The sequence below is a fragment of the uncultured Sphingomonas sp. genome (genome assembly GCF_964237335.1).
Lineage (GTDB): Bacteria > Pseudomonadota > Alphaproteobacteria > Sphingomonadales > Sphingomonadaceae > Sphingomonas.
Genome location: NZ_CAXSHM010000018.1, coordinates 1 through 14,776 on the forward strand (window position 1 = coordinate 1; position 14,776 = coordinate 14,776).

The window sequence follows — 14,776 nt, forward strand, 5'->3', positions numbered from 1 at the left end:
CGCCAGCACTGCGCCGGCGTTCCTGTGGCCGGGTTTGTCACCGCCCTTCACAGCTCTCAGTGGAAATCAACACTTCACTCGTCCCGGTCTCCCGCGGGCACCTTCTTTCTCGGCACACCCGGGCATGATCCCAAGCCCGAAGCTGCCCCCGCAGCTGGCGAGCCGGTCCATGTAAAAGGGGTCAACAGCGCCTTTATCGGGACCACGCTGGAACAGGATCTGCGCGACGCTGGCGCCGATACGCTGCTCGTGGTCGGCTTGACCACGAACCATTGCGTTTCGACCACGGTACGCATGGCCGGCAATCTCGGCTTTATGGTGTATCTGGTCGAGGACGCGACCGCGACGTTCGACCGGATGGGCCTGGACGGCAGGATGCGGCGCGCGGCCGAAGTGCACGCCGCCGCGCTCAGCGACCTCTCGGAGGAGTTCGCCACCATCGTCAGCACAGATGACGTGCTACGTGCCCTGGAAACACGTACGCCGCTCGTAGCGGCTTAGCGGAGTGCCGATCAGCGCTTACCTCGCCTTCGTCGCCGCGACCGTCATCCTGGTCGTGATTCCCGGCCCCAACGTGGCGCTCATCGTGGCCAACTCGCTGGCCTATGGGCGGCGTTTCGGCCTGGTGACGGTCGCTGGCACGACGGCCGCTGCGCTGCTGCCCCAAATCACGTTCATCGCGCTGGGCATGACCGGCTCGCTGATCCTGGCGGGCCGTTTCTTCGAGTGGGTGCGGTGGGCGGGTGTGGCCTACCTCGCCTTTTGGGGGTCACCGCATGGCGCGCGCCAGCGCTCGATCTGACGAGGGTCGCGCCGGAACCGCGATCGGCGCGCGTGATCTTCGCGCGAGGCGTCATCGTCTCGCTCACGAATCCCAAGTCGTTGCTTTTCTACGGCGCGTTCTTCCCGCAGTTCATCACGCCCGGCCCGCATCTCTTCGGCCAAATGCTGCTGCTCTCCGCGACGCTCCTGACCATCGCGGCCGTGCATGACTGCTGCTGGGCGCTAGCGGCCGGCTGGCTGCGCCCGCTGCTTGCTGCGCGCGGGTCGTTACGGAACCGGCTGACGGGCGGGTTTTACGTCGCCGCAGCTGTCGGGTTGGCGGGCGTACGGGCAAAGTAGCCTGCTGTGACTCTTTCGCAAAGGAACGGGCTGCTCCAGCAAACCGTTGGCAACCGGTGTGCCTACCGCCGATCTGCCGCCCCAGACGAAGGAGGGGCTGGCCGACATGATGCTGCAGGAACGACGATATTTATGCTGCAGGAACGACGATATTTGGCCAGAGCCCGCCAACGCGCCAGCTCGTACAGCCACACTTCTGCTCCCGCTCCCTACAACAACCGTCACCGCACCGATTGCAGCTGCTCCCCTCCGGACAGAGCGCCCCACCGAGGTCTCTTTGCGTGACGCCTGCAAGCTGATGCAGAAACTCCACCCACGCCCCTTTCACCTGTAACGCGCCCGGCATATACGAGATGCGACCGGACTAGATTTCGGATTTTCGACGTTTATATATAGACTTGCGGCGTCTTTGACGCTTGCCGCTTCGTTCATCAACCCTCGCGCCAAGCGTGCCGTCTGGAGCACGTGAACTCTTACGCGTGAGGCGGTCGGATGACCCCGACCAAGGTCCTTCTCGGTCAGATCGCCGTCGTGTTCGGCATCGTGACGCTTGCCCTAATGCTGGCCACCCAGTGGACCGCATCATCGCTCGGCTATCAGGCCGAACTCGGGCGTCCATGGGCCGTGCTGCACGGCGTGCCGCTTTATGAGCCCTGGCGGTTCTTCCTGTGGTGGTTCCAGTTCGACGCTTACGCGCCCGACGTTTTCCAGCGCGGTGCCTATGTCGCGGCCTCGGGCGGCGTCGCCGGCGCGCTCGCCGCAATCATCGGCTCGGTCTGGCGCGCCCGGCAGGCCAAGCTCGTCACCACCTACGGCTCGGCGCGCTGGGCGACCCCGCGTGACCTGAAGCGCTCGGGCCTGCTGAACGCGGCCGGCGTCTTCCTCGGCCGCGCCGACGAGCACTACCTGCGCCACGACGGCCCCGAGCACGTCATGGCGTTCGCGCCGACCCGCTCGGGCAAGGGCGTCGGCCTCGTCATCCCGACACTGCTGTCCTGGACCGGGTCGTCGGTCATCCATGATATCAAGGGTGAGAACTGGACGGTCACCGCCGGCTGGCGGTCGCGCTTCTCGCATTGCCTCTACCTCAATCCAACCGACCCGCACTCGGCCGCCTACAACCCGCTGCTCGAGGTCCGCCGCGGCGATCAGGAAGTGCGCGACGTCCAGAACATCGCCGACGTGCTGGTGGACCCGGAAGGCGCGCTCGAGAAGCGCAACCACTGGGAGAAGACCAGCCACTCGCTGCTGGTCGGGACCATCCTCCACGTCCTCTACGCCGGTGAGGACAAGACGCTCTGCGGCGTCGCCAACTTCCTCTCCGATCCCAAGCATCCGTTCGAGCATACGCTCAAGCTGATGATGACCACGCCGCACCTCGGTTCGCGCGGCGTGCATCCGGTGGTGGCGTCGTCGGCGCGCGAGGTGCTGAACAAATCGGAGAACGAGCGCTCGGGCGTGCTCTCGACCGCCATGTCGTTCCTCGGGCTCTACCGCGATCCGACCGTGGCGGCGGTGACGTCGCGCTGCGATTGGCGCATCGCCGACCTCGTCGCGGGCGAGCACCCGGTCTCGCTCTACCTCGTCGTTCCGCCGTCCGACATCAGCCGCACTAAGCCGCTGATCCGGCTGATCCTGAACCAGATTGGCCGGCGGCTGACCGAGAGCTTGGAGAACCAGGATGGCGCCGCGCGGAAGCATCGCGTCCTGTTCATGCTCGACGAGTTCCCGGCGCTCGGCCGGCTCGACTTTTTCGAGTCCGCGCTCGCCTTCATGGCGGGCTATGGCCTGCGCTCGTTCCTGATCGCGCAGTCGCTCAACCAGATCGAGAAGGCCTACGGGCCGAACAACTCGATCCTGGACAACTGCCACGTGCGGATTGCCTTCGCGTCCAACGACGAGCGCACCGCAAAGCGGATCTCGGACGCGCTCGGCACCGCGACCGAGCTTCGCGCGCAACGCAACTATGCCGGCCACCGGCTATCGCCGTGGCTCGGCCACCTCATGGTGTCGCGCCAGGAGACCGCGCGCCAGCTGCTCACGCCTGGCGAGGTGATGCAGCTCCCGCCCGACGACGAGGTGGTGATGGTGTCGGGCCACCCGCCGGTCCGCGCCAAGAAGCTGCGCTTCTACTCGGACGCCAACTTCAAGCCGCGGCTGCTGCCTGCGCCGGCGCTCACGGCCGGCGACTACATCGACCGGCCGGCCGCGCGAGGTGACGACTGGTCAGGCGCGTTCGACGCGGCTGCGGCCGACGCCGCCCGGCTCGCGGCCGCGGCGATGGACGAGGACGAGGGTGGCCTGCGTCGCCAGCCCGAGCTCGACATGACCATGCCGCAGGCGGCGCCGGTCGAGGACCAGCCGCAACGCGACCTCGCTTCGCTTCTCGACGACGACGATGCCGGGATGGAGGAGGAGCGCGTCCGCGCCGTGCGCGCCGGCGACCGCCAGCTCGCGCGGGCGGCGCGCAATGCGGCGCTCGATCCCGATGACGGGATCGCGCTGTGAGCCGCGCCCGCCTCAACATCTTCCTCGAGCCCGACCACGCCCGGCGCCTGGCCCAGCTGGCGGGCATGAAAGGCGTGTCCAAGTCGGCGATCATCGCCGCCGCGCTCTCGTCCTACCTGTCGCCGGACGGCGGCGACCGGCGTGAGGCGGCCATCGCCAAGCGGCTCGACAAGCTGACCCGGCAGTTCGACCGGCTCGAGCGCGACCAGACGATCCTGATCGAGACTGTCGCGCTGTTCGTCCGCTACACGCTGACCGTCAACGCACCGATCCCGGCCGCGCACCAGGACGCGGCCCGCGCGCAAGGGCGCGAGCGCTTCCAGCAGTTCGTCGACCAGCTCGCCCGTCACCTTCAGAAGGGACGCAGCCTGGTCAAGGAGGTTCACGAGGAGGTCTTCACCAGCCAGTCGAAGTTCTTCGGCTTGGACGGCGAGGAGAAAGGGGACGCGCCGCAAACCTCCCTCAACAGCGCGGGCGCGCGCGGCGATGAGGCGACGCCATGAGCGTCGTCGAGCCGATCCGTCCCGTGGCCTTGCCGGCGCCTTCCGTGGCCGCCCGGCAGATCAAGATGCTGCGCAGCGCCATGGGCGCGGCGATCGCCTCAGCGTTGGAAGACCCCGACGTCGTTGAGGTGCTGCTCAATCCCGACGGGACGCTTTGGGTTGATCGGTTGAGCAGCGGCCGTGCGCCGACCGGTCTCAAGCTCTCCCGCGAGGACGGCGACCGCATCATCCGCCTGGTCGCCGCGCACGTCCGGGTCGAGGTCAACAAGGAATGTCCGATCGTCTCGGCCGAGCTGCCCGAGAGCGGCGAACGGTTTGAGGGCCTGATCCCGCCGGTCGTGCCGGCGCCAACCTTCGCGATCCGGAAGCGCGCGAGCCTCGTCTACACGCTCGACCGCTACGTCGCCGATCGCATCCTGACGCCTGCGCAGGCCGCCTACCTCGCTCAGGCCGTCCGCGAGCGGCTCAACATCGTGATCGCGGGCGGCACCTCGACCGGTAAGACCACGCTCGCCAACGCACTGCTCGACGAGGTCGCTCGCACCGGCGACCGCGTGCTGATCCTGGAGGACACGCGCGAGCTTCAGTGCCTCGCCGACGACCAAGTCGCGCTCCGCACGAAGCCCGGCGTCGCCTCCATGTCCGAGCTCGTCCGCTCGACGCTACGGCTACGGCCCGACCGGATCGTCGTTGGCGAGGTCCGCGGCGCCGAGGCGCTCGACCTCCTCAAGGCTTGGTGCACCGGTCACCCCGGCGGGATCGCGACCGTCCACGCGGGCTCGGCTGCGGGCGCGCTCAACCGCCTCGAGCAGCTCATCCAGGAAGCGGTCGTGACCGTGCCCCGGCAGCTCATCGCCGAGGCGGTCGACGTGGTCGCGTTCATCGCCGGGCGCGGCTCGAACCGCCGCGTGCGCGAGATCGCCCGCGTCACCGGGCTCGGACCCGACGGCTACCGCCTCGACCTCCTCACCTCGACCGACCCCCACCCCCACGGAGACCCACAATGACGCCTTCACGCCTCTACGGAAACGCACGGGCCCGGCTTGCCACATCAGTGGCCATCGTCCTGTCGGGCCTGCTTTCCGCGCCCGCCTATGCGGCCGGCTCGCAGATGCCCTGGGAGGCGCCGCTTCAGAAGGTGCTCGACTCGGTCGAGGGACCGGTTGCCAAGATCATCGCGGTGATCATCATCATCACCACCGGCCTGACGCTGGCGTTCGGTGACAGCTCGGGCGGGTTCCGCAAGCTGATCCAGATCATCTTCGGCCTGTCCATCGCGTTCGCGGCCTCGTCCTTCTTCCTGTCGTTCTTCTCGTTCGGCGGCGGAGCACTGGTCTCGTGAACCGCGCCGCGCTCCCCGACGGCTACGAGGTGCCGCTGCATCGCTCGCTGACCGAGCCGATCATGATGGGCGGCGCGCCGCGCACGGTCGCGATCTCGGTGGGCACGCTCGCCGCCGCGGTCGGCATCGGCCTGCAGCTCTGGATCGCCGGGGTCGCGCTCTGGATCGTCGGCCACATGCTCGCGGTCTGGGCGGCACGGGTCGAGCCGCAGTTCCCGCAGGTGTTCGCCCGCCACATCAAGCACCGCGGCTTCCTGGACGCCTGACCCATGCTGAACCTCGCCGAGTACCGCCGCCGCTCAGCTAGCCTGTCCGACTATCTGCCCTGGGCCGGGCTCGTGGCGCCCGGCGTCGTCCTCAACAAGGATGGCTCGTTCCAGCGCACGGCCAGGTTCCGCGGCCCCGACCTCGACAGCTCGACCGAGAGCGAGCTGGTTGCGGTGACCGCCCGGCTCAACAACGCGCTGCGTCGGCTCGGCACCGGCTGGGCGCTGTTCGTCGAGGCGGACCGCCGCCAGGCCGCGCCCTATCCCGCCTCGACCTTCCCCGATGCGCTGTCGTGGCTGGTCGACCAGGAGCGCCGCGCGGCCTTCGACGAGGTCGGCGAGCTGTTCGAGAGCGCCTACCACCTCACCCTCGTCTATCTGCCGTCGCCCGAGGGCCGTGCACGCGCGGGCGCGCTCATGCTGGATGCACCCGACCGCCCAGCGGTCGACTGGCGCGAGCAGATGTCCGCCTTCGTCGAGGCGAGCGATCGCGTCAGCGCGCTGCTCGACGGGTTCCTGCCCGAGCTCGCCTGGCTCGATGACGCGGAAACGCTCACCTACCTGCACGGCACAGTCTCGACCCGCCGCCATGCGGTCGCGGTCCCGGAGACCCCTGCCTATCTCGACGCGCTGCTCGCCGACGAGCCGCTGACCGGCGGTCTGGAGCCCATGCTGGGCGCCTCGCACCTGCGCGTGCTCACCGTGCGCGGCTTCCCGGCCTCGACCTGGCCGGGGCTCCTCGACGACCTCAACCGGCTCGGCTTCCCATACCGCTGGAGCACGCGGTTCCTGTTCCTCGACAAGGCGGACGGCGAGAAGGAGCTCGGCCGCCTGCGCCGGCAATGGTTCGCCAAGCGCAAGGGCATCGTCACCCTGCTGCGCGAGACGGTGTTCCAGCAGGAGAGCCCGCTCGTCGACAGCGACGCCGCCAACAAGGCGGTAGATGCCGACGAGGCACTGCAGACGCTCGGCTCCGACCAAGTCGCGTTCGGCTACCTGACCGCCACCGTTGTCGTGTGGGACGAGGACGAGCGCGCCGCGTCGGAACGGTTGAAGGCGGTCGAGCGGGTCATCCAGGGCCGCGGCTTCACGACCAGCCCGGAGACGCTGAACGCGGTCGAGGCATGGCTCTCGTCCATTCCCGGCCACGTCTACGCCAACGTCCGCCAGCCCATCGTCTCGACGCTGAACCTCGCCCACCTCATGCCGCTCTCGGCCGTGTGGGCGGGCCCCGAGCGCAACGAGCATCTCGACGGGCCGCCGCTGCTCATCACCCGCACCGAGGGTGCGACCCCGTTCCGGCTCACCACCCATGTCGGCGACGTCGGCCACGCGCTCGTCGTCGGTCCGACCGGCGCGGGTAAGTCGGTGCTGCTCGCGACCCTGATCCTACAGTTCCGGAAATATACGGAGAGCCGGATCTACGTCTTCGACAAGGGCCGATCGATCCGCGCCGCCATGCTCGGCCTCGGCGGCCAGTTCCACGACCTCGGCCTCGAAGGTGGGCTGACGTTCCAGCCCTTGCGGACCGTCGACGACCCGGGCGCGCGCGCCTGGGCTGCCGAGTGGGTGCAGGCGCTGCTCGGGCACGAGCGCATCGAGGTCACGCCGGAAGTGAAGGATGCGGTATGGTCGGCGCTGGGCTCGCTCGGCTCCGCGCCGGTCGAAGAGCGGACGTTGTCCGGCCTCGCCACACTGCTCCAGTCCAACAAGCTGCGCCAGGCGCTCCAGCCCTACACGCTCGACGGCCCTTTCGGGCGGTTGCTCGACGCCGATCACGAGGACCTCGCGCTCGGCGACCTTCAGGCGTTCGAGATGGAGGACCTGCTCCATGCGCGCAGCGTGGTGCTGCCGGTGCTAACCTACCTGTTCCACCGGCTCGAGGCGCAGTTCGACGGCCGCCCGACGCTGCTCGTCCTCGACGAGGCTTGGGTGTTCCTCGACGATCCGGTGTTCGCGTCGCGCATCCGCGAGTGGCTGAAGACGCTGCGCAAGAAGAACGTCGGCGTGGTGTTCGCCACCCAGTCGCTCGCCGACATTCAGCGCTCGGCCATCGCGCCCGCCATCGTCGAGAGCTGCCCGACCCGCATCTTCCTACCGTCGCCCCAGGCGGTCGAGCCGCAGCTGCGGCCGATCTACGAGGGGTTCGGACTCAACGCCCGTCAGATCGAGATGGTCGCCCGCGCCACGCCCAAGCGCGACTATTACGTCCAGAGCGCGCGCGGGAACCGGCTGTTCGACCTCGGGCTCGGGCCGGTCGCGCTCGCCTTCGTCGCCGCCTCCGCCCCGCGCGACCACGCCCTGATCGACACCGCGCTCGCGGCCTGGCCGGCCGACTTCGCCGCGACCTGGCTCCGCGCACGCGGCCTCGACTGGGCGGCCGACCTTCTCACCGACTTCCACCTGCAGGGCATCAAGGAGCCATCGGCATGACCACGAAGAGGAAGGGTGCGGCGCTGGCGGTCGTGCTCGCGATCACCGCCGCGGGGGCGCTCTCGCCCGCGCCCGCCAGCGCGCAGTGGGTCGTCTACGACCCGTCCAACTTCAGCCAGAACGTGCTGACAGCAGCGCGCACGCTCCAGCAGATCAACAACCAGATCCAAAGCCTTCAGAACGAGGCCACAATGATCCTCAACCAGGGTCAGAGCCTCGTGAACCAGGGCAAGAACCTCGCGAGCCTCGCCTACTCGCCGCTCGCGATGCTGCAGCAGGACATCGCGCGCACCAACGCGCTGATCGCCCAGGCGCAGGGGCTGACCACGCAGGTCGGCCAGCTCGACCAGCAGTTCCGCCAGCAATACCCGAGCGGCGCCGGCGCCAACACTTCGCTCGACCAGACGGTCGCGGCCGCGCGCACACGTTGGAACAATTCGCTCGAGGCGCTCAGCACGACGCTCGGCATGCAGGCGCAGGTGAACGCGTCAATCACCGGCGATCAGGCGACGCTCAGCCAGGTCGTCGGCTCGAGCCAGGGCGCGGTCGGCATCCTGCAGGCGACCCAGGCGACCAATCAGCTGCTGGCGCTCATGGCCAAGCAGACCATGCAGTCGCAGCAGCTCGCGCTGGCGCAGAGCCGCGCCACCGCGACCGAGCAGGCGCGGATGCTGGAAGCCGATCAGGAGGGTCAGGCCAACCGCCAGCGCTTCCAGGGCGCGGGCGTCCGCTACACGCCCGCGCCTGTCCAGGTGTACCCGCAATGAGCGCGCTCCTCACCCGCGAGCGCATTCGCCGCTACGCCGTCCAGCTCGCGTTGGGCCTGGGCGCAGGCTTCGCGCTCGGCATGGCAGTCCACCAGGCGCACGCCGAGGACGCCCGCAGCCTCCTCGCCGACCCGAAGCGCCTCGACATAGTGCAGGCGGGCTGCAAGACGAACCAACCCTGGGCGACCGGAGCGCTGTGCCGGGAAGCGGCGCAGGCGATCCGCCTGCGGTTCCGCGGCGCAGGCGTGCGCTACACGCCGCACCGGGCCGAGCCGTATCCGAGCCGCCCGGCGGCGAAGCCGTCAACGCCTGCCGCACCGGCCTCGATGTCGCCCGGCAAGCCTAAGGCGCACCCGCGGCCGCGTCCGTCTCGCGTGCTGTGAGCCGGCGGCCGTGAACGACCTGTCGGTCATCGACCGCTTCCTCGACACCTTCTCGCGCTACATCGACAGCGGGTTCGGGCTGCTGCAGCCTGAGATCGCCTACCTATCGACGACGCTGGTCGCGATCGACATCACGCTCGCCGGCCTGTTCTGGGCGATGGGCGGCGAGGAGGTGATGCCCCGCCTCGTCAAGAAAATCCTCTACGTCGGCGCGTTCGCGTTCATCATCGGTAACTGGAACTTCCTCGCCGGCGTCATCTTCAAGTCGTTCGCTGGCCTCGGCCTGAAGGCGTCGGGCGCGTCGCTCGGCGCGGACCAGCTGCTCCAGCCCGGCCGGCTCGCCCAGGTCGGCGTCCAGGCCGCGCAACCGATGCTGACCGAGATCGGCAAGCTCGCGGGCTTCCCGTCGGTGTTCACCAACATCGACACCATCGTCGTCCTGTTCATCGCCTGGATCATCGTCATCATCAGCTTCTTCGTGCTCGCGGTGCAGCTCTTCGTCAGCGTGCTCGAGTTCAAGCTGACCACGCTCGCGGGCTTCGTGCTCGTGCCGTTCGCGCTCTGGGGCAAAACCTCGTTCCTGGCCGAGAAGGTGCTCGGCAACGTCGTCGCCTCCGGCATCAAGGTGCTGGTGCTGGCCGTCATCGTCGGCATCGGCACCGGCCTGTTCAGCCAGTTCCAGTCGGCCGGCGGCACCGATCCCGACATCTCCGAGGCGCTCGCAATCGTTCTCGGGGCGATCGCGCTCCTCGGCCTCGGCATTTTCGGCCCTGGTATCGCCAACGGCCTTGTCTCTGGCGCGCCACAGCTCGGCGCCGGCTCTGCCGTCGGCGCGGCCGCGGCCGGTGCGGGCCTGCTCGCCGCCGGCGGCATCGGTGCGGCTGCGGGTGCGCGGCTCGCTGGCGGCGCCGCGATGGGCAGCATGCGCGCCGCGACCTCGATGGCGGGCGGCGCCCGTGCCGCCTACGCCGAAGGCGCGGCCGCGTCCGGCGTCTCGGGCTTCGGTCGTGCGGGCGCCGGCATGGCGGGCATGGCCCGCGCCAGCGCTAGCGCGGCTGGTGACAGCGTCCGCTCGACCGCCCGGCGTGTCTGGACCGCGGGTTCTGCCGGGAAGGGAAGCGGAGGTGCCGGCGGCACCGATTCCGGTACGGCCGAGGCCGCGCCGCGCTGGGCTAAGGACCTTCGCCGTGGCGAGAGCGCCCGGCGCGGCGTCGACGCCGCCGCGCACGCGCTCCGCTCTGGCGACAGCGGCGGCTCGGGCACGTCACCTACTCTCCGCTCCGAAGAGGAGATCTGATCGATGCGCTTCAAGCGAGCCGGCGTCCGCTACTCCGAGACGCCCGAACCCGAGACCGCCTACCAGCGCGCCGGCCAGGTCTGGGACGAGCGCCTCGGCGCCTCGCGCGCCCAGGCCCGCAACTGGCGGCTGATGGCGTTCGGCTCGCTCGGCCTGTCGGTGCTGATGGGATCGGGCCTGCTCTGGCAGGCCGGCCACTCTTCGATCACGCCCTACGTGGTCGAGGTCGACAAGCAGGGCGACGTGCGTGCGGTCGGCGCGGCGGCGGAGAGCTACAAGCCGAGCGACGCCCACATCGCCAACCACCTCGCGCGGTTTATCAACGACGTCCGCGCGCTGCCGCTCGACCCGATCGTCGTGCGCCAGGACTGGCTCGAAGCCTACGACTACGCCACCGACCGGGGGGCGGCGGTGCTCAACGAGTACGCCCGCGTCAACGACCCGTTCGGCAAGGTCGGCAAGCAGTCAGTCGCGGTCGAGATTGTCAGCGTCGTGCGCGCCTCGCCCGGCTCGTTCCAGGTGCGCTGGATTGAGCGCCGCTACGAGAACGGGGCGCTGGCCGCGACCGACCGCTGGACCGCCATCCTGTCGATCGTGCTGCAGCCGCCCGGCAACGAGGCGCAGCTGCGCAAAAACCCGCTCGGCATTTACGTCAACGGCCTGAACTGGAGCCGGGAGCTCGGTGGGTCATGAGGAGAGCGTGCATGACCCTGATCCAGACATCCCGTGTCCTGAGCCTGACCGCATCGGTCTTAGCACTCGCCGCCTGTGCTCACGGCACGCCGCCGCCGGAGATCGGCCTCGACGAGCCAGCGGCCGCTCCGGTCGCGCTGATCGATCCGCCCAAGCCCGTCGAGATCGTTCAGGTGCCGACGCCGCTGCCGCTGCCCGGCCAGCTCAAGCCGCCGGTCGGCCGCGCCGTGAGCGCGCCCGAGCCCGCCGACCCACAGGCCCGCGTCTCCCTCGCCAACCGCGCCGCCCGCGTGCAGCCGTCGCGGTACGGCTACATCAACGCGACCCAGGTCTGGCCGTATGCGGCCGGCGCGCTCTACCAAGTCTACGCCTCGCCCGGGAAGGTGACCGACGTCGCCCTGCAGGAAGGCGAGCAGCTCGTCTCCGTCTCGGCCGGCGACACTGTGCGCTGGGTCATCGGCGACACCTCGTCGGGCACGGGGGCGTCCGCCCGGGTGCACATCCTGGTCAAACCCACCCGGCCGGACCTGCACACCAACCTCGTCGTCAACACCGACCGGCGGACCTACCTGCTCGAGCTGACCGCGACCGAGCTGACCTGGATGGCCTCGGTATCCTGGGACTACCCGCAGGATCGGCTGCTCGCTCTCCGCAATCGGAACGTCCGTGCCGAGGCGACCGCACCCGTGGCGGACGGCATCCCGCTCGAGCGGTTGCACTTCCGCTATGCCATCAGCGGCGACACTCCGCCCTGGCGGCCGGTGCGCGCGTTCGACGACGGCGAGAAGGTCTATATCCAGTTCCCGGTCGGAATTGCGCAGGGCGAGTTGCCGCCCCTGTTCGTGATCGGGCCGACAGGCGAGAGCCAGCTCGTCAACTACCGTTCTCGCGCGCCGTACTATGTGGTCGATCGGCTGTTCGGCGCGGCCGAACTGCGCCTGGGTGGCGAGAGCCAGCAGGTGGTGCGGATCGAGCGCACCGACGGCCGGCGGCGCGGGATCTTTGGATCATGAGCCCGGCTTCGCCTTCCGGCGCGCCACCGATCCCGCCGAACGTGCCGCCGCAGCCCAAGGTCGCGCCCGAGGCGCTGGCGCTCCGCGCCAAGCCGCGACCCGTAACGCGCCTGTCGCGCCGCGCACTGATCCTGCTCGGCTCCGTCTCGGCGCTAACCGTCGGCGGGCTCGCCATCTGGGCACTCGGCATCCAGCATGGCGGCGGGACGCCGCCCCAGGAACTCTACTCGACCGACCGCAAGCCGATCGCGGAAGGGCTGCGCGCTCTGCCGGGCGACTATGGCGCGTTACCCAAACCCGCGCTGCCCGCCGGCGTGCCACCGCTGGGGCCTCCGCTGCCCGGCGACCTCGGCCGGCCGTTCCTGCGCGCTCAGCAGGAGCAAGGCGCAACCGTCGCTACGCAGACCGCGCCACCTGGGCCGACGGCTGAGCAGCAGGCTGCGGCTGCCGAGCGCGAACGGTTGCGTCAGGAGGCGGAGGCGGCGCGGCACGGGGCACTGTTCGTCCAGGTGCGCCAGAAGAGTGCCGACCAGCCCTCCGCCGAGCCTACTGTCGCGGGCGCGACGACCCCGCCCAACCCATTTACGCCGCTACCCGGATCGTCTGAGAGCGCGCGACCGGACGAGGTCGCCACCCAGAACGGGCAGGACAAGAAGTCGGCGTTCCTGAACGCCGCCGTCGACACCAAGATCTACGCCTCAGGCCGGCTACAGACGCCCGCCTCGCCGTTTCAGGTCATGGCCGGGACCATCATCCCGGCCGCCATGGTGACGGGGCTGAACTCGGACCTCCCCGGCCAAGCGATCGCCACTGTCACCGAGCCTGTCTACGACACGGTGACCGGCAAGTCGCTGTTGATCCCCCAGGGCTCGCGCCTGCTCGGCACCTACGATGCCCAGGTCTCCTACGGGCAGAGCCGCGTGCTTCTGGTCTGGACGCGGCTCATCATGCCCGACGGCTCCTCGATCGTTCTCGACCGGCTGCCCGGCGCCGATACGAAGGGGTTCGCGGGGCTCGAAGACGAGACCAACAACCACTGGGGCAAGCTGCTCGCTGGCGCGGCGCTCTCGACACTTCTCGGCGTCGGGGCCGAGCTCGGCTCGCAGAATAGCGGACTCGGGGGCACGGGCCAGCAGACGGTCGTGGTGGCCACATCGCGCAGCGCCGAGGAGAGCGTCAACCAAGTCGGCCAGCAGGTCACTCGGCGCAACCTCAACGTCCAGCCGACCCTGACCGTGCGGCCCGGGTTCCCGGTCCGTGTCATCGTCAACAAGGATCTCGTGTTGCGGCCCTATGCCGGCGCGAGCGCGGTCCGTGCTGCGGGGATGAGGCCATGACGGAGAAGCTGAGATTGGGGCCGCTGCCACGATCCGAGGTAGTGCGGCTGGCGGTGGTGCTACCGGCCAGGGTTAAAGCCGACCTAGACCGCTACGCCGAGATGTTCGGTGCAGCCTATGGCGAGGCCGTCGACGCGGCCGCCCTCGTGCCGCATATGTTGGCCGCGTTCATGGACCGCGACCGAACTTTTCGGAAAGCGCGTCAGGCCGGCGGCACAAGGCTCGGCTCGACGACATCTTCGTCGGCGTCGATCAGCGCGGCAATTTCGAGCACGAGCGAGGCAGCCGGAGACAACTCCTCGGGGTGAAGCAACCACGTCACAAGTTCAGCATCGGGCTCGGCGAGCGGAACGACAGCGACAGAGGTCGCGCCGTTGACGAACGACGCGGGTACGAGCGCCAGCGCGCGGCCAGTGGAAGCGAAGCTCACGGCCGTGTTCCAGTGGCGAATGCTCACACGCTCAAGGAGGCGAACTCCGTGGCGGTCGAGCAGCACTTCAACCTGCGCAAGATAGCCGGGACATATGGTCGGGCGGGGGAGCGCGAGACTTTCAGCCGCAATCTCAGCCAATGGCACCTTGTCGCGCTCGGCAAAAGGATGGCCGAGCGAGGTTACCAGCATCAGCGGCTCCGCCCAGCCTCGCGCCTGGACCAACCCCCCACGGTTCTGGCCGTCGAGGGTCAAGGCAAGGTCCGCGCCACCATCGCGGACCAGCCTCGCCGCCTCTCCATGCAGAAGCTCGCGCACCTCGACCGCAATCGGCGGTCTGTGATGCTCCAGCTCGAACAGCAAGCGTGTGAACGGCTCGCCTGCAAGATCCTCTCCCAATGCCAGACTGACGCGTTCCGGGCAGTCTTCGCCTTCCGCGCGCAGTGAGATTGCTGCGGCATCCACTTCGCTCAATATTCGCCGGGCGTCCGCGAAGAAGCGCAGTCCCGCTCGCGTTAGCCAAGTTCGCCGCGTCGTCCTGTGAAACAGCTTGGTTCTAAGCTCAGCTTCCAGGTTGCGGATCGAATGGCTGAGAGGGGACTGCTCCATGCCAAGGCGTTCAGCGGCACGTGCGAAATGTAGTTCCTCCGCAACCGCAACGAAGTGCCTCAAGTGACGAAGC

The 14,776-nt window shown here is 69.1% G+C and carries 14 protein-coding genes and 2 pseudogenes; 15 read left to right on the forward strand and 1 reads right to left on the reverse strand.

Annotation, left to right across the window (positions count from 1 at the left end; all coding sequences use genetic code 11):
• The 15 genes and pseudogenes from ACFE65_RS10405 to ACFE65_RS10475 all read left to right on the forward strand — a co-directional run.
• The coding region (locus ACFE65_RS10405) for an isochorismatase family protein (protein WP_375382298.1) at positions 1-501 on the forward strand (501 nt) is incomplete at its 5' end.
• A gap of 85 nt (positions 502-586) precedes the next feature.
• Positions 587-1,122: pseudogene (locus ACFE65_RS10410) on the forward strand (LysE family translocator).
• 492 nt (positions 1,123-1,614) lie between these two features.
• A complete protein-coding gene (locus ACFE65_RS10415) occupies positions 1,615-3,630 on the forward strand; it encodes a conjugal transfer protein TraG (RefSeq protein WP_375382299.1) in 2,016 nt (671 codons plus the stop codon).
• The gene (locus ACFE65_RS10420) at positions 3,627-4,133 is read left to right on the forward strand and encodes a CopG family transcriptional regulator (protein ID WP_375382300.1); all 507 of its coding nucleotides are present in this window, start codon (positions 3,627-3,629) and stop codon (positions 4,131-4,133) included. The genes ACFE65_RS10415 and ACFE65_RS10420 overlap by 4 nt, the downstream gene beginning before the upstream one ends.
• Entirely contained in the window at positions 4,130-5,140 is a 1,011-nt protein-coding gene (gene trbB / locus ACFE65_RS10425) for a P-type conjugative transfer ATPase TrbB (protein WP_375382301.1), read from the forward strand. Before ACFE65_RS10420 ends, trbB begins: the two co-directional genes overlap by 4 nt.
• Complete coding sequence (locus ACFE65_RS10430) at positions 5,137-5,475, forward strand: TrbC/VirB2 family protein (protein WP_375382302.1); 339 nt, start codon at positions 5,137-5,139, stop codon at positions 5,473-5,475. The genes trbB and ACFE65_RS10430 overlap by 4 nt, the downstream gene beginning before the upstream one ends.
• Complete coding sequence (locus tag ACFE65_RS10435; protein ID WP_375382303.1) at positions 5,472-5,741, forward strand: VirB3 family type IV secretion system protein; 270 nt, start codon at positions 5,472-5,474, stop codon at positions 5,739-5,741. Before ACFE65_RS10430 ends, ACFE65_RS10435 begins: the two co-directional genes overlap by 4 nt.
• A gap of 3 nt (positions 5,742-5,744) precedes the next feature.
• The gene (trbE, locus tag ACFE65_RS10440) at positions 5,745-8,174 is read left to right on the forward strand and encodes a conjugal transfer protein TrbE (RefSeq protein ID WP_375382304.1); all 2,430 of its coding nucleotides are present in this window, start codon (positions 5,745-5,747) and stop codon (positions 8,172-8,174) included.
• A complete protein-coding gene (gene trbJ / locus ACFE65_RS10445; protein ID WP_375382305.1) occupies positions 8,171-8,941 on the forward strand; it encodes a P-type conjugative transfer protein TrbJ in 771 nt (256 codons plus the stop codon). The genes trbE and trbJ overlap by 4 nt, the downstream gene beginning before the upstream one ends.
• Positions 8,938-9,324 (forward strand): hypothetical protein, encoded by a 387-nt coding sequence (locus ACFE65_RS10450; protein ID WP_375382306.1) that lies wholly within the window; start codon positions 8,938-8,940, stop codon positions 9,322-9,324. Before trbJ ends, ACFE65_RS10450 begins: the two co-directional genes overlap by 4 nt.
• Positions 9,325-9,334: 10 nt before the next feature.
• Complete coding sequence (trbL, locus tag ACFE65_RS10455) at positions 9,335-10,621, forward strand: P-type conjugative transfer protein TrbL (RefSeq protein WP_375382307.1); 1,287 nt, start codon at positions 9,335-9,337, stop codon at positions 10,619-10,621.
• A 3-nt stretch (positions 10,622-10,624) separates the two neighbouring features.
• The gene (trbF, locus tag ACFE65_RS10460) at positions 10,625-11,314 is read left to right on the forward strand and encodes a conjugal transfer protein TrbF (RefSeq protein WP_375382308.1); all 690 of its coding nucleotides are present in this window, start codon (positions 10,625-10,627) and stop codon (positions 11,312-11,314) included.
• An 11-nt stretch (positions 11,315-11,325) separates the two neighbouring features.
• Complete coding sequence (gene trbG, locus ACFE65_RS10465) at positions 11,326-12,327, forward strand: P-type conjugative transfer protein TrbG (RefSeq protein ID WP_375382309.1); 1,002 nt, start codon at positions 11,326-11,328, stop codon at positions 12,325-12,327.
• Positions 12,324-13,664: a TrbI/VirB10 family protein gene (locus ACFE65_RS10470; protein ID WP_375382310.1), complete on the forward strand. Its 1,341-nt coding sequence runs from the start codon at positions 12,324-12,326 to the stop codon at positions 13,662-13,664. The genes trbG and ACFE65_RS10470 overlap by 4 nt, the downstream gene beginning before the upstream one ends.
• Positions 13,661-13,861 (forward strand): annotated as a pseudogene (locus tag ACFE65_RS10475) (DUF2274 domain-containing protein); the annotation flags it as partial. The gene ACFE65_RS10470 and the pseudogene ACFE65_RS10475, both read left to right, overlap by 4 nt.
• Before the next feature lie 5 nt (positions 13,862-13,866).
• On the opposite strand, the gene ACFE65_RS10480 reads toward ACFE65_RS10475, so the two are convergent.
• On the reverse strand, positions 13,867-14,766 hold the full coding sequence (locus ACFE65_RS10480) for a LysR family transcriptional regulator (protein WP_375382311.1): 900 nt from the start codon (positions 14,764-14,766) through the stop codon (positions 13,867-13,869).
• Between the last annotated feature and the right edge of the window lie 10 nt (positions 14,767-14,776).